At 72.4% G+C, this 17,940-nt stretch carries 16 protein-coding genes and 1 pseudogene; 7 read left to right on the forward strand and 10 right to left on the reverse strand.

The window, feature by feature from the left end:
- The 3 genes from IE274_RS23625 to IE274_RS23635 all read right to left on the reverse strand — a co-directional run bounded on the left by IE274_RS23625 (position 1) and on the right by IE274_RS23635 (position 4,182).
- Positions 1-687 (reverse strand): hypothetical protein, encoded by a 687-nt coding sequence (locus tag IE274_RS23625; protein WP_190117873.1) that lies wholly within the window; start codon positions 685-687, stop codon positions 1-3.
- Between the two features lie 114 nt (positions 688-801).
- Positions 802-2,433 (reverse strand): outer membrane protein assembly factor BamB family protein, encoded by a 1,632-nt coding sequence (locus tag IE274_RS23630; RefSeq protein WP_190117874.1) that lies wholly within the window; start codon positions 2,431-2,433, stop codon positions 802-804.
- Positions 2,434-2,574: 141 nt separating this feature from the next.
- Positions 2,575-4,182, reverse strand: a complete 1,608-nt coding sequence (locus IE274_RS23635; RefSeq protein ID WP_190117875.1) for an outer membrane protein assembly factor BamB family protein — start codon at positions 4,180-4,182, stop codon at positions 2,575-2,577.
- An 89-nt stretch (positions 4,183-4,271) separates the two neighbouring features.
- On the opposite strand from IE274_RS23635, the gene IE274_RS23640 reads away from it, so the two are divergent.
- On the forward strand, positions 4,272-4,868 hold the full coding sequence (locus IE274_RS23640; protein WP_190117876.1) for a TetR/AcrR family transcriptional regulator: 597 nt from the start codon (positions 4,272-4,274) through the stop codon (positions 4,866-4,868).
- A 36-nt stretch (positions 4,869-4,904) separates the two neighbouring features.
- Here the strand turns inward: IE274_RS23640 and IE274_RS23645 are convergent, their stop codons facing one another.
- Entirely contained in the window at positions 4,905-5,291 is a 387-nt protein-coding gene (locus tag IE274_RS23645) for an STAS domain-containing protein (protein WP_190117877.1), read from the reverse strand.
- 573 nt (positions 5,292-5,864) lie between these two features.
- On the opposite strand from IE274_RS23645, the gene IE274_RS23650 reads away from it, so the two are divergent.
- Positions 5,865-6,260, forward strand: a complete 396-nt coding sequence (locus tag IE274_RS23650; protein WP_190117878.1) for a DUF5994 family protein — start codon at positions 5,865-5,867, stop codon at positions 6,258-6,260.
- A 95-nt stretch (positions 6,261-6,355) separates the two neighbouring features.
- On the opposite strand, the pseudogene IE274_RS23655 reads toward IE274_RS23650, so the two are convergent.
- A pseudogene (locus IE274_RS23655) lies at positions 6,356-6,700 on the reverse strand (MerR family transcriptional regulator); the annotation flags it as partial.
- Between the two features lie 175 nt (positions 6,701-6,875).
- Here IE274_RS23655 and IE274_RS23660 point away from each other — a divergent pair.
- Positions 6,876-7,268 (forward strand): GvpU-like protein, encoded by a 393-nt coding sequence (locus tag IE274_RS23660; protein ID WP_190117879.1) that lies wholly within the window; start codon positions 6,876-6,878, stop codon positions 7,266-7,268.
- Between the two features lie 75 nt (positions 7,269-7,343).
- Here IE274_RS23660 and IE274_RS23665 read toward each other — a convergent pair whose 3' ends face one another.
- The 4 genes from IE274_RS23665 to IE274_RS23680 form a co-directional block, all read right to left on the reverse strand.
- A complete protein-coding gene (locus IE274_RS23665; protein WP_190117880.1) occupies positions 7,344-7,673 on the reverse strand; it encodes an SCO5918 family protein in 330 nt (109 codons plus the stop codon).
- A 137-nt stretch (positions 7,674-7,810) separates the two neighbouring features.
- Positions 7,811-9,304, reverse strand: coding sequence for a DEAD/DEAH box helicase (locus IE274_RS23670; protein WP_190117881.1), 1,494 nt, complete (start codon positions 9,302-9,304; stop codon positions 7,811-7,813).
- Positions 9,305-9,626: 322 nt separating this feature from the next.
- Complete coding sequence (locus IE274_RS23675) at positions 9,627-9,830, reverse strand: cold-shock protein (RefSeq protein WP_030362120.1); 204 nt, start codon at positions 9,828-9,830, stop codon at positions 9,627-9,629.
- A gap of 331 nt (positions 9,831-10,161) precedes the next feature.
- A complete protein-coding gene (locus IE274_RS23680) occupies positions 10,162-10,719 on the reverse strand; it encodes a tellurite resistance TerB family protein (protein ID WP_190117882.1) in 558 nt (185 codons plus the stop codon).
- 233 nt (positions 10,720-10,952) lie between these two features.
- On the opposite strand from IE274_RS23680, the gene IE274_RS23685 reads away from it, so the two are divergent.
- The 3 genes from IE274_RS23685 (at position 10,953) to IE274_RS23695 (ending at position 15,239) form a co-directional block, all read left to right on the forward strand.
- Positions 10,953-12,560 (forward strand): hypothetical protein, encoded by a 1,608-nt coding sequence (locus IE274_RS23685; protein WP_190117883.1) that lies wholly within the window; start codon positions 10,953-10,955, stop codon positions 12,558-12,560.
- Between the two features lie 94 nt (positions 12,561-12,654).
- Positions 12,655-13,953, forward strand: coding sequence for an AAA family ATPase (locus IE274_RS23690; RefSeq protein WP_190117884.1), 1,299 nt, complete (start codon positions 12,655-12,657; stop codon positions 13,951-13,953).
- Positions 13,950-15,239 carry a vWA domain-containing protein gene (locus tag IE274_RS23695; protein ID WP_190117885.1) on the forward strand — a complete coding sequence of 430 codons (1,290 nt, stop codon included), beginning with the start codon at positions 13,950-13,952 and terminating at the stop codon, positions 15,237-15,239. The genes IE274_RS23690 and IE274_RS23695 overlap by 4 nt, the downstream gene beginning before the upstream one ends.
- 106 nt (positions 15,240-15,345) lie before the next feature.
- Here the strand turns inward: IE274_RS23695 and IE274_RS23700 are convergent, their stop codons facing one another.
- Entirely contained in the window at positions 15,346-16,242 is an 897-nt protein-coding gene (locus tag IE274_RS23700; RefSeq protein WP_229909757.1) for a DUF4394 domain-containing protein, read from the reverse strand.
- A gap of 316 nt (positions 16,243-16,558) precedes the next feature.
- On the opposite strand from IE274_RS23700, the gene IE274_RS23705 reads away from it, so the two are divergent.
- On the forward strand, positions 16,559-17,860 hold the full coding sequence (locus tag IE274_RS23705) for a helix-turn-helix domain-containing protein (protein ID WP_190117887.1): 1,302 nt from the start codon (positions 16,559-16,561) through the stop codon (positions 17,858-17,860).
- The last annotated feature ends 80 nt before the right edge of the window (positions 17,861-17,940 follow it).

The following is a 17,940-nucleotide window of genomic DNA, read 5'->3' on the forward strand; positions in this document are numbered from 1 at the left end:
TCAGCCCGTCCGGAACTCGTTCGGTCTTCGGCGCTCCTGGATCAGGGCCAGGACGAGGACGAGCGTCACCGCGACCAGGTGCTCGCGGCCCGCCAGGTTCGGCTTGAGGATCGAGCCGACGATCGTCGGTACGACGGTCAGGAGGCAGAGGACGGGGGCGCGCAGCCGTACCGAGAGGTACGTGAAGAGGCCCACCACCGCCGCCGACGCGCCCGTGTCCACGTCGTGGGCGTACGCGGCCGGTACCCCCGCGAAGTGCTCGGGGCCGATGGCCACCATGACCCGGGCGCTGAGGGTGCCGGCCAGCGTCGCGGCGTACGCGATGAGCAGGGTGCGTCTGCAGCCCAGGAGCAGCTGGGCCAGGGCGAGGGAGAGGAGCAGGCGGGGGAGGCCGCCCCACACCGGCTGGTCGCGGGTCGGGACCAGGACGGAGAGCGGGGTGCGCAGGAGGGACAGCCAGAGGGGCTGGTCGGCCCGGACCTCGCTGAGCAGGCGGACGACGCGGTCGCTGGACGGGATCTGCTGGAGTTCGTGCAGGCAGATCATGGCGAGGGCGGCGCCGAGCGCGAGCCACACTCCGGCCAGGCGGCGGGTCCGCAGTTCGTGCCAGGCGGTGCGGCGGAGGGACCGCCACTCCGCTCGGAGCGCGGCGCGGACGCGGCGGACGGCCGGCACAGCTCGCGGCATCTGCTGACCGTCCTCTTTCCCCACCGCGTCGTACCGCCCGGCACTTCGCACACATATGTCCGTCGGAGCCAGGTTAGATCATGCTTGCGATCGGTCGGCCATTCGATGTGCTCGCTATTTCGCCGCGAATCCCACCGTCATGGTCGACTTCCGGTCCGAGACCGGGCGGGAGAGCAGGTCGGAGCTGATGTACAGCCTGCCGTGGGTGTAGAGCGTCTCCGACATGAGCATGGGCAGGCTGGTCGGCCGCATGCCGGCGTCGAGGAGCAGGGTCTGCTTCTGCGTGCGGCCGTTGACGGAGAAGATCCGGGTGACCGGGGAGCTCTTGACGATGAGCAGGTTCCCGCCGTCCATGCGGAGGGGGAAGATCGGGTACTCCTCGCCGCCCTTCAGGCGCTGCCCGGTGGTCTTCCCGGTGGCCAGCGAGAACACCACGATGTCGTTCGTCGACGAGTACTCCTTCGCGCCGTCGCGCCGTGCCGTCGCCACGTACAGCTTGCCGTTCCCGGCCACGACGGCCTTGCAGTCCTCGTTCGTCGACGACGTCCCGCAGGTGTGCATGTACTGGCCGTCCGGCAGCTCGAACTTCGTGCGCAGCTTGCCGCGCTCGTCGAGCGAGAAGATGTCCGAGGCGCCGGACGAGGTGACCTCGCCGGAGTCCGTGCCGACCACCACCGGCCAGGTGGAGATGACGTTGGGGCTGCGCACCCCCTGGGGCATCTTGTAGCTCCACTTGGGCTTGCCCGTGGCCGGGTCGAGCAGTTCGACCTTGAACGTCGGCGTGCTCAGGTCACCGCAGGAGCGCACCGCCACCAGGCGGTCGCCGCCGCCGTAGCCGACGTCCCGGCACTTCTCGGCCTGCTTCGGCTTCCACAGCAGCTTGCCGGTGCGCACGTCGAAGGCCGCGCCGCCGTAGATGCCGGAGAGGGCGACGGTGTTCCCGCTGATGGTGGCCTGGCCGAACTGCGTCTTCTCCTCCTGGTAGCCGATGGTGATCGACTTGGTCCAGAGCTTCTTCCCCGTGTTGACGTCGAACGCCATGATCTCGGTGCAGGGGGCGTAGCCGTTCTCGTCGTCCCCGGGCTTCGGCGCGGGCTGGGTGACGACCACGGCGATGGAGCCGTGGCCGAGGTTGGTGGAGCCCGCGCAGGACATCCCGGGCTTCGGTATCTTCCACAGGTCCTTGCCCGTGTCCGGGTCGAGGCCGGTGATCCGCTTGACCGACGCCTTCGCGTACACCTTGTCGGTGAGCCAGGACCCCTTCACGCGGTAGGTGCTCGACCCCTTCGGCAGCTTGGGCTGCTCGGCCGCGCCCTTGAAGAAGACCTTGGGCTCGGCCGGTACCGGCTCCTTCGGCTTCTCGTACGCGGGTCCGGCGCCGTCGGCCTTCGGCTTGGCCGCCGTCTTGTCCTTCGAGCCGTCGTCATCGCCCCGCTGGGCGGCGTACCAGACACCGCCCCCGACGATCAGCGCGATGGCGAGCACCGCCGAGCCCACGATCGCCATCCGGCCCCGGGACCGCCCGCCCCCACCCGGTGTCCCGCCGGGCTGGGTCACCGGCTGCGGCGGGCCGAAGCCGCCGGGCGGGCCGAACCCGCCGGACGGCGGCTGGACGGGCGGGCCGAACCCCGCGGGCGGCGGCTCGACGGGCGGGCCGAAGCCACCCTGCGGGGCCCCCTGCGGAGGCGGCGGGCCGAAGCCCTCCGGCTGCGGCGGAGGCGACTGCGGCGAGGGCGGGTTGGTCATCGTGGCTCCAGGAACGGCTACAGAAACAGCGACAGGGACGGCAGCGGCGGGGGCGGCTACGGCAACAGAGCAGGCAACGGGAAGCGGGCGGGTCGCGCCGTCGGCCCCCGAAGCCCGGCCGCGCGGGCGGCACGGCGGGCGTCATGGTCCGAACGAGAGCATCCGCCCGTCCCCCTCCTCCCCCTTGGCGCCATGGCTCCTGCCGTCCAGGCGGGACGGCGTGATGTGGATCCGCCCGTCGAAGTACATCGTGTTCCCGGCGAACATGAACACCTCGATCTTCTGCGCGGCGGCGGTGTGCTTCAGGAGCACCTTCGGCTTGCCGCCGCCGGGCGGGAGCAGCAGGGTCCGCCCGGTCCTGTCCCGGTAGGGCCGCGCGTAGACGATCACCCCGGGCCCGTCCCGCTCGCTGCGGGTGACGGGCAGGAGCTGCCGTCCCCCGGCTCCGGCGGACCACTTGGCCTTCCCCGTACGGAGGTCGAAGGCGACGATCTTGTTGGGCCCGAGGATGTCGTCGGGTTTGCTCGCGAGGTACAGCGTGTCGTGGGCGACGACGCCCCCGGCGCAGTTCTGCACGCCCTCACCGGAGTCCCCGGCCCCGGTGCACTGCTCGAACTTCTCCTTGCGCCGGCCGAGGTCGATCCAGGAGCGCTGCCCGCCCCGCTCGTCGACGGCGGCGAGGGCCCACTTCTCGGGCTCGGCGCGGCTGCGCAGGGAGACCACGACGGGGTCGACGGAGTAGACCTTGTCGATGGTCCACCCCTTCCTGCTGCGGTAGACCCAGTCGACCTTGCCGGTACGGGGGTCGAGCTTGCGCAGGCGCCCGTTGGCGAGGTTCGAGCCCGCCGCGCAGGACTGCACCTGGATCAGACCGGCGCCGCCCGCGACCCCGTGCAGGAAGCAGGCGCCCTCGCGCTGGTGCTTGGTCGTGAACAGCCGCTTGCCGTCCCGCATGCGGTAGGCGTGCGCGATGGAGTCCTGGTCGACCATGACGGTGGAGCCGGAGATCGCCACGTGCGTGGCGGAGGTGCTGTCCAGCGTGTTGTGCTCGGCCAGCTCCTTGTGCCAGCCCTTCTTCCCGGTCCGCAGGTCGATCGACTGGAGCTGGTTGCACTTCGCCCCGACCCTGGCCTCGCTTTTGGTGTACGCGACGACGACCTTGCCGTCGGGCGAGGGGTTCACCGGGGTGTCGCACACCTCGCCGGGCAGCCGAAGCCGCCACGCCCTTGTGCCGTCCTTGCTCCTGAACGCGGTGACCTCGTCGTACTCGGCCTGGGCGACGAGGCCGTCCACCCGCCACAGGTCCTGCAACTGGGCGCCCTTGCCCGGCAGTCGCACGTCGTTGACGGCCAGCCAGGCCTTGGCGTCACCGGGCTTCCGGCCGGCGTTCACGTCGATCTGACCGGCCGACCCGGTGCCCTTGCCGCCGTCGTCGTCGCTGCCGTCCCGCTCCGGCGCGGACTCGCGGCCGCCCCCCGACGGCTTCCGCGAGTCCTGTGCGACCGGCTTGCGGGAACCGTCCTTGCCCTCGTCGCCGTCTCTCCGCGTGAGGACGAAGACGCCCGTGCCGACCAGGACGAGCGCGAGGGCGCCGACGCCGACGACGAGGGCGCGCTTGCGGGAGTTGGCGGGGCGCGGTCCGGGCGGGGGCGGGAACGGCGGCTGCGGTGGCCCCGGTTGGGCGTAGGGGTTGCCGGGGACCGGCTGGTGCACCGGCGGCCGACCCGACTCGGACTCATGACTGACCATGGCAGAGAGTGTGGCCCACCCAACGACATTTTTAGAGACTTTTTCTAGAAAAAGTTTTCGGTGCTGGAATCTGAACTACGCTGTTCCGCATGGCGCCAAAGCAGCAGCGTGGCGAGGCCACCGTCGACCTGCTCCTGGACACGGCCCTGCGGGTGTACGCGGATTCGGGGCAGCAGGGCTTCACGGTCAACGCGGTGACAGCGGCGAGCGACGTCAGCTTCGGCAGCCTCTACCACCACTTCGGCAGCTTCGACGGCCTCGCCGCCGCGCTCTACATCCGCTGCCAGGACCAGCTCTGCGACCCGGTGGTGGCCGCCGTCACCCGCTGCCGGACGGCCCGCACCGGCATCCAGGCCTTCGTCCGGTCGTACCTGGACTTCACCCGCGGCCACCGCGACATGGCCACCTTCCTGCACGCCTCCACGCACTCCCGCTATCTCGCCGCCCACGCCAAGGAGGTGATGGCGGCCAAGGAGGCCAAGTTCGCCGCCATCTCCGCCTGGATGTACGCCCGCGTCGCCGCCGGTGAAGTGGCCGCGCTGCCCGGCCAGATGATCGAGGTCCTGCTCCTGGGCCCGGTCGCGGAGACGGCCCACCGCTGGCTGTCCGGCACGTACGAGGTGGATCTGGACGAGGCGGTCCGGGTGCTTCCGGACCGGATCTGGCGGTCGCTGCGGGCGGACTAGGCGGTGGGCGCGCGGCCGCCACCTGGCTGTTCTCGACTACGCGGGCCGGTCCGCCGCCGCGGGGTGCCGTTCGGCCCGGTCGGCAGGCACCCCCCACCAGGCGTCCCGGGTGCTCGCGTACCGGGGAAACCGGTCGGCCAGACCGCTGGCCCGGAGCACGAGCGACGTCCCGGGACCGGTGTGGACGAGGCGGATCCAGCCGAGCCGCCGTCGGCAGTCCTCCCAGGCCGTGCAGAGCGGCGTGAGGACGCTGCCGTCCATGAACGTCACCCGGCTCAGGTCGACGATCAGGAAGAGGCGGCCGGTGCTCCGGTCGCGGGCACGCTCCAGGGCGCGGGTCAGGTCCGGGGCGGTGGTGAGGTCCAACTCGCCTTCCATGCGGACCACTTGGCACTCTTCGAACAGGGCGGGATGCGGGCCCATGGGTCCCCTCTCCTCTGGCTTCCAGGTGCTTTCGCCTTGCGCAGGGCCTCTGTTGCGCGGAGTGGGACTGTACGGAGAGGGCCGGGGTCACGGGCGGCCGTACGGCCAGCGTACTGCCGGGGACGGCGCGGATCCCGGCCGCTTCGGGTGTGCGCACAGGCCGTCCGCGCGGTGGTCGTACGTGACGCTTCCTGGTGGGTTTGGGGGCGGAGGGTGACCGGGGGAGCGGGGGTGCCGGGGGAGTGCGGGGAGCCCCGGTGCCGGGCTGCCGGGAGGCGCTCTTTCCGCCGGTGTCCCGCTGGTGTCCCGTCGCTGTCCCGCCGGGCGAGTACGGTGGGGGTACCGAGGGCACCTCGCACGCCGATGACCGGACCGGCCTCGTCCTTTGCTCGCCCGGACGGCTTTCCGCCCGTCGGCGCCCCGAGCCGCTTTCCCGCGGGAACCGTCGCGTCCGACGCCCCCGCCCCCCGCACGAGGACGGCCCGAGACCCCGGCCGCACGGCCCCCTATCCGAGGCCGAGGACCCCCGCCCGCCGCCTGGTTCGGCGAGCCCCAGACAGGAGTTGCCTGCTCATGTCCACCGTCCTGCAGCGCCCACCCGCCCAGCCCGTGGCCCGGCTGCGACTGGCCCCGCACGGCCCCCGGCCCCGCCGTATCGACGGGGCGTGGTGGCCCCGCTCCCGCGACCTCATGATCGAACTCCCGCTGCTCATCGGCGCGTTGCCCCCGACCTGGGGTCACGTCACCGGCGCCGCCGTGAACGCGGACATCTGGGCGGCGTCCCCCGGGCGGCTGCTCATCGCCGGCCACGTCCTACGCCTGCGCAGGGAGCCGGGCAGCCGCAACCGCCACACGATCTGCCTGCTCAGCCCCGGCCGGGGCCGCTGGGACCTGCTCGTGGTCCCGCCGGAGGTGGCCGCGTGCGACGCCGAGCGCCTGATGGCGGCAGCGGCGGCGGAGGTGTGCTGAGCGGTTCAGCGGGGGGCGGGTCCGGAGCCGGTGCCGGTGTCGGGCCGGGGGGCGGACTCGGCGTCGGCCCCGCTGCCGGACTCGGCGTCGGATGCGGACTCGGCAGCCCCGCCGCCCGCCGCCTCGCTCGCCGCGCGCCGGTACTCCGCGTTGATCCGCTGCGCCTCCTCAAGTTGGTCCTCAAGGATGACGATGCGGCACGCCGCCTCGATGGGGGTGCCCTTGTCGACGAGTTCACGGGCGCGGGCGGCGATCCGCAGCTGGTAGCGGGAGTAGCGCCGGTGGCCGCCCTCCGAGCGGAGCGGGGTGATCAGGCGGGCCTCGCCGATGGCCCGGAGGAATCCCGGGGTGGTGCCGAGCATTTCCGCAGCTCGGCCCATCGTGTAGGCGGGGTAGTCGTCGTCGTCCAGACGACCACTGAGGGGGATATCTGCTGTCATGTCACCTCGTTGTGCAACGCGTCGAAGGGCCCCGATGCCGTACGGCACCCGGGGCCCCGAACGAATTCAACACCATGCGCCCCCTCCGCCGCCCTGGCGACTTTCTGTTTCCACCGCCCGGCGGGGGCGGACGCGGGGTGGGGCCGGGACCGGCCGCTGAATAGAATCCGCTGTCATGTCGAACCCTGACGAGCTGCTCGCCAACATCTCCGCCATGGTCGAGTCGGAGCAGAGCAATCAGATGTCGCTCACCGTGGTCGTCGCCGGCGCCGTGCTCACCGGCCGCCTCGCCCCCGAAAGCGTGTGGCGGCAGCGGGTCTCCGAGGTCCTGAAGGACTCCGACCAGCTGGGCCCGTTCTCCGACGTCTTCGCCGGTCACAGCATGCCTGTCCGGTCCGCACCGGACCCGGACGACGGCGGCGGCACGGCGCCCACGCATCTCCACTTCCACCTCGCCCGGATCCTGCAGGGCAGCGTGGGGATCCCCGAGACCGGGGGCATGTACCGGGTCGCGATCAAGGACGTCAGCGCCTGGACCGTGGGTGACTTCAGCTACTCCGACCAGTGAGCACACATGCGTGAAGGGCCCCGCCGACCTGAGTCGGCGGGGCCCTTCACGGCTTTCGGACCTGTGTGCGGCGCCTTACGGCTCCAGCGTGGTGGGGCCGGGGAGGGGGCCGCCGAGCAGCGCCGAGGCGTTCTCGACCGGGGCGAGGGCCTGCTGGGGGGCGGGCTCCTGGGCGCTGCGGCAGGTGAAGCCGAGCCGGGTCATGGCCCGGGTGACCTCGCCGCTGGTGAAGTCGCGGCGGTCCTGGCGGGTGATGACGGCGCCCACCTGCTTGGCGGGGTAGTTGCGGCGGCCGATGATCACGTACTCGCCGCCGGTGACCGGCTCGGGATCTACGTCCTTCATCGTGGCCAGCACTTCGCTCTTGGAGAGGTCGAACGGGAACCTGGCGATGACGCAGCGCATGATGCCTCACAGACGGGGAGAGAAGGGGCTGAGCGGGGCTACGGTCTTGGCGGGCTGAGCGGGGCCACGGGGCTGTGGCGCTACGGGGCCCGGGAAGTCCGGGTGGGGCCCCGGGGCTACGGGGCCCTGAGGAGACTCTAGGACCTCGGGGTGGCGGACCGGTTCCGTCCGCCGCGACCGCGACGTCCCCGGGGCGAGGACGATGCGCTGCGGCGGGGCCGCTCCGGGGCCGGGGCGCGGATGACGACCGGCACCCCGGACGGCGCCTGGGCTCCGGTGATACGGCTCAACTCCGCCTCTCCCGAGCGTACTTCAGTGGTCTGCGCGGTGACGCCCGCGGACGCCATCAGACGGCTCATCGCCCGCCGCTGGTTGGGGGTCACCAGGGTGACGACGCTGCCGGACTCCCCGGCGCGGGCCGTGCGGCCGCCGCGGTGCAGGTAGTCCTTGGGGTCGGTGGGCGGGTCCACGTTCACGACCAGGTCGAGCTGGTCGACGTGGATGCCGCGGGCGGCGACGTTGGTGGCGACGAGCACCGACACATGCCCGTCCTTGAACTGGGCGAGGGTCCGGGTGCGCTGCGGCTGGGACTTTCCGCCGTGCAGCGCCGCGGCCCGCACACCGCTGCTGAGCAGGTGCTTCGTCAGCTGGTCCACCGCGTGCTTGGTGTCCAGGAACATGATCACCCGGCCGTCGCGGGCCGCGATCTCGGTGGTCGCCTGGTGCTTGTCGGCGGCGCGCACGTGCAGCACGTGGTGCTCCATCGTGGTCACCGCGCCCGCGGACGGGTCGACGGAGTGGACCACCGGGTCGTTCAGGTAGCGCCGGACGAGCAGGTCGACGTTGCGGTCCAGGGTGGCGGAGAACAGCATCCGCTGCCCGTCCGGCCGCACCTGGTCGAGCAGCGCCGTGACCTGCGGCATGAAGCCCATGTCGGCCATCTGGTCGGCCTCGTCGAGGACGGTGATGGCGACCTGGTCCAGGCGGCAGTCGCCCCGGTCGATGAGGTCCTTGAGCCGTCCCGGGGTCGCGACGACGACCTCGGAGCCGCCGCGCAGCGCGCCGGCCTGGCGGCCGATCGACATCCCGCCGACGACGGTGGCGAGGCGCAGCCGCAGCGAGCGGGCGTAAGGGGTGAGCGCGTCGGTGACCTGCTGGGCGAGCTCACGCGTGGGGACGAGGACGAGTCCGAGCGGCTGCTTGGGCTCGGCACGACGGCCCGCCGTACGGGCGAGCAGGGCCAGGCCGAACGCGAGCGTCTTGCCGGAGCCGGTGCGGCCGCGGCCGAGGGCGTCGCGGCCCGCGAGGGTGTTCGGCAGGGTCGCGGCCTGGATCGGGAACGGCACGGCGACGCCTTCCCGGCCGAGCGCGGTGAGGAGTTCCGCGGGCATGTCGAGGTCGGCGAACGCCTCGGCGGCGGGCAGCGCGGGGGTGATCGTCTTCGGCGGGGCGAACTCACCCTGCAGGGAGGGGCGTTGACGGCTGTAGCCGTTTCCGCGGGAGGGGCCGCCGGAACGGCCCGCGGAGCCGGAGCCGGAGTAATTGGGGCGACTGGAGCCGGTGCGGCCGGGGCGGCCGGAACCCCCGGTTCGGGTACGGGTGTAGCGGTCGTTTTCGCGCGTGCGGTTCATGCGGGGCCTTCCTTGATGTGGCACGTAACGGCAGGTATCAAGGAATTCCCGCAGCACATGGGCGGCGCAGAGAATCGCAAGAACTAGCCAAGAACGGCGGGATATTTCCCGCGGAATTCGCCGCAGGTGTTGATGCCTACGGCGATGTCAACGGTGCTGTCGACGTCTTCGTCGAATGCGGCGGACGCGGCAGTCGCGTCAGCGGTACTGAGGGTCCGGTGCCTGGTGTCCGGTGTCTGACGTCCGGTGCCCGGAAACGCAGCGAGCTGGGGCCCGCACCCCAAGGTGCGGGCCCCAGCTGCGAAGTGCGTGTAACCGCTGCTTAGGCGGGAACGATGTTCTCCGCCGTCGGGCCCTTCTGGCCCTGCGCGATGTCGAACGTCACCTTCTGGCCCTCAAGCAGCTCGCGGAAGCCCTGGGTGGCGATGTTCGAGTAGTGGGCGAAGACGTCGGGGCCGCCGCCGTCCTGCTCGATGAAGCCGAAGCCCTTTTCCGCGTTGAACCACTTCACGGTACCAGCAGCCATTTTATTTCTCCTTCGGGGCGGTGCTCGGAGTCCACCCTGTGCGGACTCCGTGTCGCCGTGATGATTGCCCCGCCGGAAAAAATGAACCGGAGATACCACAGCGCTGTACCGGCATCCTTCATCAGGAGCCGGTGTGGGCGCTTGCAAGTTTTCGGGAACCACAACTGCAACTGAGATCGACAGTAGCACGGCAGGATCGGCAGAGGGCGGAAAAGGAATTTGCTCCGGCTGTCGGGTAAGGAACCTTCATCGTGCCCCACCGCTATTCCTCATGTCGTCACGACAGATATTGTCCCGCCGGGGTCGCAGGAGCTCGGTCGGCGGGGGCGGCTCAGAGGCCGAACTCCTGCGGGGACAGGCCGAGTGCGGTGCACGCCTCGCGCAGGACCTGCTCCTCGGCCGGGGCGACGTACCCGTCCGCGCCCGCCACGACGAAGCCGGTCTGCACGACGGCCCGCGCCTCCGTCGGCTTCTTCGCCGCCTTGGCGATCTCCTGCAGGACCTCCGTCTTGCCCTGCTGGAAATTGAACGCGAGCTGGTCCACGTGCTTGTTGAACCGCTGCAGCAACTGGTCCGACGGGAAGTTCTTCAGCACGTCGTTCTGCAGGATCAGCGACTCCACGTGCTGCCGCTCGGCCGGGTCGACCTGGCCGTCGGCGGCCGCGACCAGGGCGCACATGGCCATGCTCGCGTCCCGGTACGAACCGCTCTTCAGCTCCGTCTTGAGGGACGTGAGCTGCGTCTTGAGCGTGCTGATGAGCTGCGCCTTCGAACTGCCGGAGGACCCGCCCGGCCGCCCGTGCCCGCTGCCGTGCCCGCTCGAACCGCGCGAACCCTGCGCCTGCTGCAGACCCTTGGCCTGCTCCTTGAGCTTGTCCCACATAGCCATCCGTGCCACCTCAGCTTCTGCCATGTAACCGCTCGTGCGCGCGCGTTCCGCGCGTCCTTCTGCCAACGCCCCCACGTTCCCCGAAGTTCCAGACTCCGTACAGTGCGGGACAGGACTCGGTACAGCTCAGGAAAAACACCTGACAGGGCGGACTCAGGAGTCGTACCATCCGTCGCGATGACGACTCACTCTGTTGACAGATGGGGGGTCCCGGCCGCGCAAGGTGAGTGCTGATGCTCACCGAGACCGCGAACGGGCACACCCGACGTTCCTTCCAGCGCCCTTCCTGGCGCCCTTCCTTCTGGCCGCGCGTACGCGAGTTCGCCGTGCCGCCCGCCATGATCGAGACCGCGACCGCCCGCCGCCGCGCCGGGGACTGGGCCGGTGCGTGCGCCGCCGCGGGCGTCGACGTGGACCTCAACCCGCGTGCCCTGACGGCCACCCACGGCCGCGAACTCGCCGCCCGCGTCCTTGACGACCTCCGCCACCTCGCCCCCGACCTGCTCCGCTGGCACCTGCCGAGGATCGCCCCCGACGGGCTGCTGCGGCCGGGACTCACGGTCGCGCTCGCCCGGTACGACACGGGGGCGCGGGACGGCGCACCGCACGCGGTGCGGTTGGTGGCCCGGACGCCGCCCGCGTGGGCCGACGCGGGGCAGCGGATCAGCCTCGCACTGTGGGACGGGTCGCGGCCGGGGGCCGGTGCGTTCGGCCACCGGGACCCGCATCCGCACCCCAGCCGACGGTTCCGGTTCGATCTGCACCGGCACTTGTGGGACGTGCGGAGGGCGGACGAGCTGCGCGTACGTTCCGGGGCCGATCGGCCGCGCGTCGACGGCGCCCCGGACGAGGGCGCGCCCGCCGAGGGCCTGCTCGCCCGGGGCTCGCTCGCGGCGGACCCGGACCTGCTGCGGGCGGTGCCGCGCGGGCTGCCCTGTGCCGTCGACCGCTGGGCCGCGGAGGCGGAGATCCTGCTGCGGGCCGAGGGGCGGACCGACGGGCTGTTCGCCGTACGGTTCGGGGCTCGGCGGCGGCTCGTGCTGCGGCTGGCCGGGGCGGGGGCCGTGGTGGTCGAGGGCGTCGCGGGTGTCGAGCGGGCCGATGGCCGGGCCGGGCGGCGGGCCGACGGCCGGGTCGATGGCCGGGCCGGGGGCGATGCCGGGGGCCGTGCTGTGGACGCCGCCGCGCTGCCCGTCCTGCCCGACGCGGCCACCTGGGTGCTGCCCGACCTCGGACTGCTCCGCACCGGTGCGTACGACGTGGACCGGCTGCACCCGCTCGTCGCCGCGGCCCTCGTACCGGACCGCCCGCCGGCCACCGTCCCGCCCCGCACCCCCGACCGCGCGGGCGAGCCACGCGTAGTGGAGTGCCGGGGAGCCCGGCACCGGATCGGCTTCGTCGACGGCGCCCTCGCCCCGCTCGACCACGACCCGGCCGAGGTCCGCCGCGAGGAACTCCTCGTCGCCCTGGGCGGCCCCCCGCTCCCGTGCCTGCGCGCCATCGACGAGGCCCACCGCCGCCCGGACTGCCTCACCGGCGTCCGCGAACGCCTGGACCACGGCGACACCGCCGGTGCGCTGGCCGTCGTCGAAGGTCTGCTCGGCCCCGACGCGGTGCTGCGCGACGGCCCGCTGCGGGACGAGCTGGCGGTGGCGGCGGAGCGACGGATCACGTACGGGCTGTTCCGGGCGGGGCTGCTGTGGGCCGGGGCGAGGCCCGTGCCCGGGGCGGGACCGAGTGGCCGGGGCGGGGGGCGTTCCGGGGGCACCCGTCCCCGTCCCCGTCCCCGTACCCGAGGCCGGAACAGCCGCGCGCACACGCGCCACAGCACCGCGTACTGACCAGGGCCCCGCCCGCCTCCTCCCGCCCGAACCGCCGCCCGCCCCCTTGCCGTTGGCCCGACCCGGGCCTCTCACGACCCAAAGGTGACCACATATGCCCACATGTACCCCGTCCACGTCGCCCGCCCAGCCCGCCCCTGCCACCTCGCCCACCCCGCCCACCGACCCCGCCACCCCCCAACTCGCCATCGCCACCCACCTCCTCACCCTCCTCCGCGACACCACCACCGAACCCCGCCCCGACACCCAACTGGAGGCCCTGACCCTGGCGGTGGCCGCCGACCTGCCCGTCCTCCTCTGGGGCGAGCCGGGCATCGGCAAGACCGCGGCCCTGACCCAACTCGCCGAGTCCCTGGACCTCCCGCTCACCACGGTGATCGCCAGCGTGCACGAGCCGTCCGACTTCTCGGGGCTGCCCGTCGTCGGGGACGACCCGGCGGAGCAGGGCGTGCCGATGGCCCCGCCGGACTGGGCCGTACGACTGGTACGGGCGGGCCGGGGCCTGCTGTTCCTCGACGAGTTGTCCACCGCGCCCCCGGCCGTGCAGGCCGCGCTGCTCCGCCTGGTCCTGGAGCGCCGGATCGGCACGCTGCGACTCCCGCCGGGCGTACGGATCGTGGCCGCCGCGAACCCCCGCTCCTCGGCGGCCGACGGCTGGGAGCTGAGCCCGCCCCTGGCCAACCGGTTCGTGCATCTGCAGTGGACCCACGACCACGAGGTCGTCGTCCGCGGCCTCGGCGGGACCTGGCCCCGGGCGACGCTGCCCCGGCTCGACCCCGAGAAGCTGCCGGAGGCCGTGGAGTTCGCCCGGCGCGCGGTGTGCGAACTGCTGACGGCGCGCCCCGCCCTCGTACACCGCCTGCCCAGCGGCGAGACGCGCCGGGGCGGGGCCTGGCCGTCGCCGCGGAGCTGGGAGATGACCCTGCGCCTGATCGCGTTCGCGACCGCGGCGGGCTCGGCACGGGAGGTCCTTTCCCTGCTGGCCAGGGGCACGGTGGGGGACGGCCCCGGCCTCGAACTCCTCGCCGGGATCGACCGGATGGACCTCCCGGACCCCGAACTCCTCCTCGCCGACCCGACGACCGCCGACCTGCCCGAACGCGGCGACCTCCGCCAGGCCGCCCTCGACGGCGTGGTGGCCGCCGTCCGCAACCGCCCGGACCGGTCCCGCTGGGACGCGGCCTGGGCGCTGCTGGTCCGGGCGATGGAGACGGGCGCCCCGGACCTCGTCGTCGTACCCGCGACCACCCTGGCGTCGCTGCGACAGGAGGACTGGGACGTACCGGAGTCGGTCGAACGCCTGGCGGGAGCGGTGCGGTTGTCGCAGCGCGCGGACCGGGAGGGGACGCGGACGAAGGCGGCGGCGAAGGCGACGGCGGGTGCGGCACGATGACGGCGACCCCACCGAACCCGCCCAGCGCACCGCACACCCCCCTCACTCTCACCCTCCCCCTTCCCCTGGACCGGGACAAACTCTTCGCCGCCCGACTGCACGCGGCACGGGTGCGGCCGTACCTGGCCACGGCGCTGTTCGCGCTGCACACCGTCGAGTCGAGGGACGTACCGACGATGGCGGTGGACCGGTACTGGCGGTGCTACGTCTCGCCGGGCTTCGTGGCCCGGACGTCGGTGGCGGAGCTCGCCGGGGTGTGGGTGCACGAGGTGTCGCACCTGCTGCGGGACCACCACGGGCGCGGCGACCGGGTCGCGCGGGAGCGGGGCCTGACGGGCGCGGGGGACAGGCTGCGGATGAACATCGCGGCGGACTGCGAGATCAACGACGACGTGTACGGGGACGGGCTCGTGCGCCCCGAAGGGGCGGTGCGGCCCGAGACGTTGGACCTGCCGCCGGGGGAGCTGATGGAGGACTACCTCCGCCAGTTCCGGCTCGGGCCGCGTACGCAGGAACTGGCCTGGCTGGACTGCGGCAGCGGCGCCGACGGCCGCGAACGGGACTGGGACCTGGGCCCGGACGGCGCCCACGGGCTCAGCGCCCAGCAGCGGGACGCGGTCCGCTTCCGGGTGGCGCAGGGGCTCAACGGCCGCCCGGGGAAGGCGCCGAAGGGCTGGCAGCGGTGGGCGGAGGAGGTGTTCCATCCGCCGCAGCCGTGGCGGCGGTTGCTGGGGGCGGCGGTGCGGTCGGCCGCCTCGGGGCCCGGCGTGGGGGAGGACTACTCGTACGGGCGGCCCGCGCGGCGGTCGGCCGGGGTGCCCGGGGTGGTGCTGCCCAGCCTGCGGCGCCGGCCGCCCCGGGTCGCGGTGATCGTCGACACGTCGGGTTCGGTCAGCGACGCCGAGCTGGGCAGCGCGCTGCTGGAAGTCGCCGCGATCGCCCGCGCCGTGGGCGGCCGCCGCGACCTGGTCTCCGTACTGCCCTGCGACGCGTCGGCCCGCATCGTGCACCCCCTGTGCACGGGCGAGGGCATCCCGCTGATCGGCGGCGGGGGCACGGATCTGCGCACGGGCTTCGCGCGGGCCCTGCGCGCCCAGCCGCGGCCGGACGTCGTCGTGGCGCTCACCGACGGCCAGACCCCGTGGCCGCGTACGCAGCCGCCGTGCCGGACGGTGGTGGGCCTGTTCCCCCGCCACCGCCGGGACAGGTCGACGCGGGTCGAGAACGACCCCGACTACGTACCGGACGGGCCGCCGGAGTGGGCTCGGGTGGTGGAGATCGGATAGCGGTCGGCCGGAATACCTCTCGTATTTCCTCGGCAACCGCTCAGCCATCCCTCAACAACCCGTAATTCTCCCCTCCTCCGGCGCTCACCCGCCCCTGATTCGCGCCTCAACCACCGCTCAGCGTGATCGCCAGGTCGGTGATGTTCAGCGGGAATTTCCCGATGGCGGCCACTTCGCCGGTGAAGAGATTCACGCTGTAGAGGGTGGGCGTATTCGCGCCGTACGGGGTGAGGGACGCGAAGGCCGCGTTCGACGTGGTCTTCCCGTTCGTCAGATAACTGAAGATGTCAAGACCGGAATCGGCGCCCGCGTCGATGGTGAGGGAGCCGGTCGGGGACAGGGTGCCGTTGTTGGCGGGGGCCTGGATGACGACCTGGTCGGACGTGGTGTTGACGTCGAACAGGGTGGTCACGGTGGTGGCGTTGAGATCGTTGTTCGTGTACGCGGCGGAGCTGACGCCCGAGGTCGTGCCGCTGACCGGCGGGGTGGTGAGGGCGACGTCCTTGGCCGTGGTGTGGTCATTGAGGTTGTGCCGCAGGTTCTGCCCGTTGTCGCTGATGACGCGGAGCCGGTCGGCGGCGGGGTTGAAGTCGACGCCGAACTTGTTTCCGGACAGCGCGATCTTCAGCTGGGACACCTTGGTGACGACGACGTCCGAGGTGGTCGGCGGCGTCTGGATCGTGTAGATCCCGCCCTTGTCGCCGACGCCGTACATCAGCCCGTCCTGGACCCGGTAGTCGATCCCGACCAGCTTCTGGTCCCCTTCGAGCCCGGTGATGACCCGGACCCAGTCGAGGACGGTGGGCCGGTCGGTGGTGAAGGTGGCCATGAGGGTGCCGTCGCCGGTGATGCCGTAGGCGCGGAGGCTGGGGGCGGCGGCGGGGGTCTTGGTGGCGGCGGCGCTGGTGGCGGTCTTGGCGGCTGCCGCCGGGGTGGCCGAGCCGGCGCCGGGGGCGGCGGCCAGGAGGGCGGCGGACGCGGCCGACGCGGCGAGAACGGCCACGACTCTCTTGCTGTTCCTGGACCTGGTTTCCTTGGTCCCGGTTCTGAGATCACGTCTCACGATTTCCTCCCGAGCAAAGAAGGTCAGCCGGACATGAATATGGCAGTGGTATTGCCGGACCCCCATTAAGCCCGCCTGGCCAGGACCCCACAAGCGAAGGGAACGACAATTGCGCCGCAGCCCGGCAACTTTGCGCACGATGACAGAAGCGCACCGCGAATGACCACCGTAATCAGCCCCCGATTCACTCGAAGTGACAAACCGCGTCCGGATCTGACCTGTCGATCAATTCCGTCGGAATGGCATGCTCCGGCCCATGGACGGCCTCTTCGCGGAGCTGGCCCGGCGCGCGTCGAGCAGCGCCCGCCGGGAGGTCGACGCGTACGCGCGCGAGATCCCGGAGTTCGGGATCCTGGACGTGGACGCCCGGGCCAGGGCGGAGACCTTGGAGTACGCGGTGTGGCTGCGCCGCCGTACCGGCGAACTCGCCCCCACGAGCGCGGAGTTGACGCCCTCCGACCTCACGGCCATCGCCGCGATGGGCGAGTCCCGAGCCGCCTCGGGCCTGTCCCTCGACTCCCGCCAGCGCGTCCTGCGCCTGCACACCGCGCTGATGCTCCGTGAGGTCAACGAGGCGACGGACGCCCAGCGCGACGGCGACCCCGACGAACTCGTCCGCCTCCTCGGCTGGTTCGCCGCCCAGGGCGAACGCGGCATCGAGGCGTACTGCCAGGGTTTCGTGGCGGCGCTGCGACACCGGCTCCCGTACATGGACCAGGTCGCGCTCCTCGTCAGGGCACTGCTGGCCGGCGACCCCATGGCGGACGAACTCGCGCGCGCCGTCGGCATGCGCGTACCCGACCACTGCGCGGTGACGGTGATCCGGGTGCCGTCGCCCCGCACCCCGGGCGCGGAGCGGGACCGGGGCCCGGAGGGGGAGGTGGAGGCGCTGATCAAGGAGCACCAGGTCCCACTGATGTGGTCCCCGCCAACGGCGTCGACGCCGGGCGAACTCATAGCCCTGACCCCGCTGACCCCCGCGCCCCCGGCCACACCCGCCCCCACACGACTACCAGGAGCACGGGACCCCGAGGTACGGGAGCCCGAGATGCGAGACCCCGAGATACGAGACCCCGAAGTACGGATCCCCGAAGTACTCGACCTCATACGGGACTTCGCCCAATCCCTCCCCACCCCCTGCGCGGCAGGCACCACCACCACCGCTCTCCCCGACCTGCCCACCGCCCTCGACCGGGCGAGACGCATCAGCAGGGCGGCCCCCCTGCGAAGATCGCCCGCACGCCCGCACACCACGGCCGACGTCTTCGTCGAACTGGCCGTGGCGGACGTCCCGTTCGTCGACGCCTGGCTCCACACCCTGGCCCACCGCCTGGCCCCCGGCCCGGACCTCCTCCTCACCCTGGACGCGTACTACACCCACGACATGAACCGCACGACCACGGCAACGGCCCTCAACGTCCACCCCCGCACCCTGGACTACCGCCTGCGCCGCGTACGCGAACTGACGGGGATCGCACCGGGGTCGACGCGGGGGGTGCGGGTGCTCAGCTCGGTGGTGAGGCGGGGGTTGTCGGGGGCTTGGGGGCCGCGCTTCTGACGGCTTCCGCGTCTCCCCCTTCAAGGGCATGGGCGGCAGCCGGGGCAACGCCGGGCGGGGAGGTGCCGCGACGCGTGCGG

Origin of the sequence: Streptomyces flavofungini, assembly GCF_014650815.1 — a bacterium.
GTDB lineage: Bacteria > Actinomycetota > Actinomycetes > Streptomycetales > Streptomycetaceae > Streptomyces > Streptomyces flavofungini.

Excerpts from the sequence above, each read along its gene's own strand:
- IE274_RS23635 (WP_190117875.1), bottom strand. The coding sequence starts at position 4,182 with ATGGTCAGTCATGAGTCCGAGTCGGGTCGGCCGCCGGTGCACCAGCCG.
- IE274_RS23695 (WP_190117885.1), top strand. The coding sequence starts at position 13,950 with ATGACGGCGACCCCACCGAACCCGCCCAGCGCACCGCACACCCCCCTC.
- IE274_RS23630 (WP_190117874.1), bottom strand. The coding sequence starts at position 2,433 with ATGACCAACCCGCCCTCGCCGCAGTCGCCTCCGCCGCAGCCGGAGGGC.
- IE274_RS23645 (WP_190117877.1), bottom strand. The coding sequence starts at position 5,291 with ATGGGCCCGCATCCCGCCCTGTTCGAAGAGTGCCAAGTGGTCCGCATG.
- IE274_RS23625 (WP_190117873.1), bottom strand. The coding sequence starts at position 687 with ATGCCGCGAGCTGTGCCGGCCGTCCGCCGCGTCCGCGCCGCGCTCCGA.
- IE274_RS23640 (WP_190117876.1), top strand. The coding sequence starts at position 4,272 with ATGGCGCCAAAGCAGCAGCGTGGCGAGGCCACCGTCGACCTGCTCCTG.
- IE274_RS23665 (WP_190117880.1), bottom strand. The coding sequence starts at position 7,673 with ATGCGCTGCGTCATCGCCAGGTTCCCGTTCGACCTCTCCAAGAGCGAA.
- IE274_RS23660 (WP_190117879.1), top strand. The coding sequence starts at position 6,876 with ATGTCGAACCCTGACGAGCTGCTCGCCAACATCTCCGCCATGGTCGAG.
- IE274_RS23675 (WP_030362120.1), bottom strand. The coding sequence starts at position 9,830 with ATGGCTGCTGGTACCGTGAAGTGGTTCAACGCGGAAAAGGGCTTCGGC.
- IE274_RS23705 (WP_190117887.1), top strand. The coding sequence starts at position 16,559 with ATGGACGGCCTCTTCGCGGAGCTGGCCCGGCGCGCGTCGAGCAGCGCC.
- IE274_RS23690 (WP_190117884.1), top strand. The coding sequence starts at position 12,655 with ATGCCCACATGTACCCCGTCCACGTCGCCCGCCCAGCCCGCCCCTGCC.
- IE274_RS23680 (WP_190117882.1), bottom strand. The coding sequence starts at position 10,719 with ATGGCTATGTGGGACAAGCTCAAGGAGCAGGCCAAGGGTCTGCAGCAG.
- IE274_RS23650 (WP_190117878.1), top strand. The coding sequence starts at position 5,865 with ATGTCCACCGTCCTGCAGCGCCCACCCGCCCAGCCCGTGGCCCGGCTG.
- IE274_RS23670 (WP_190117881.1), bottom strand. The coding sequence starts at position 9,304 with ATGAACCGCACGCGCGAAAACGACCGCTACACCCGTACCCGAACCGGG.
- IE274_RS23685 (WP_190117883.1), top strand. The coding sequence starts at position 10,953 with ATGCTCACCGAGACCGCGAACGGGCACACCCGACGTTCCTTCCAGCGC.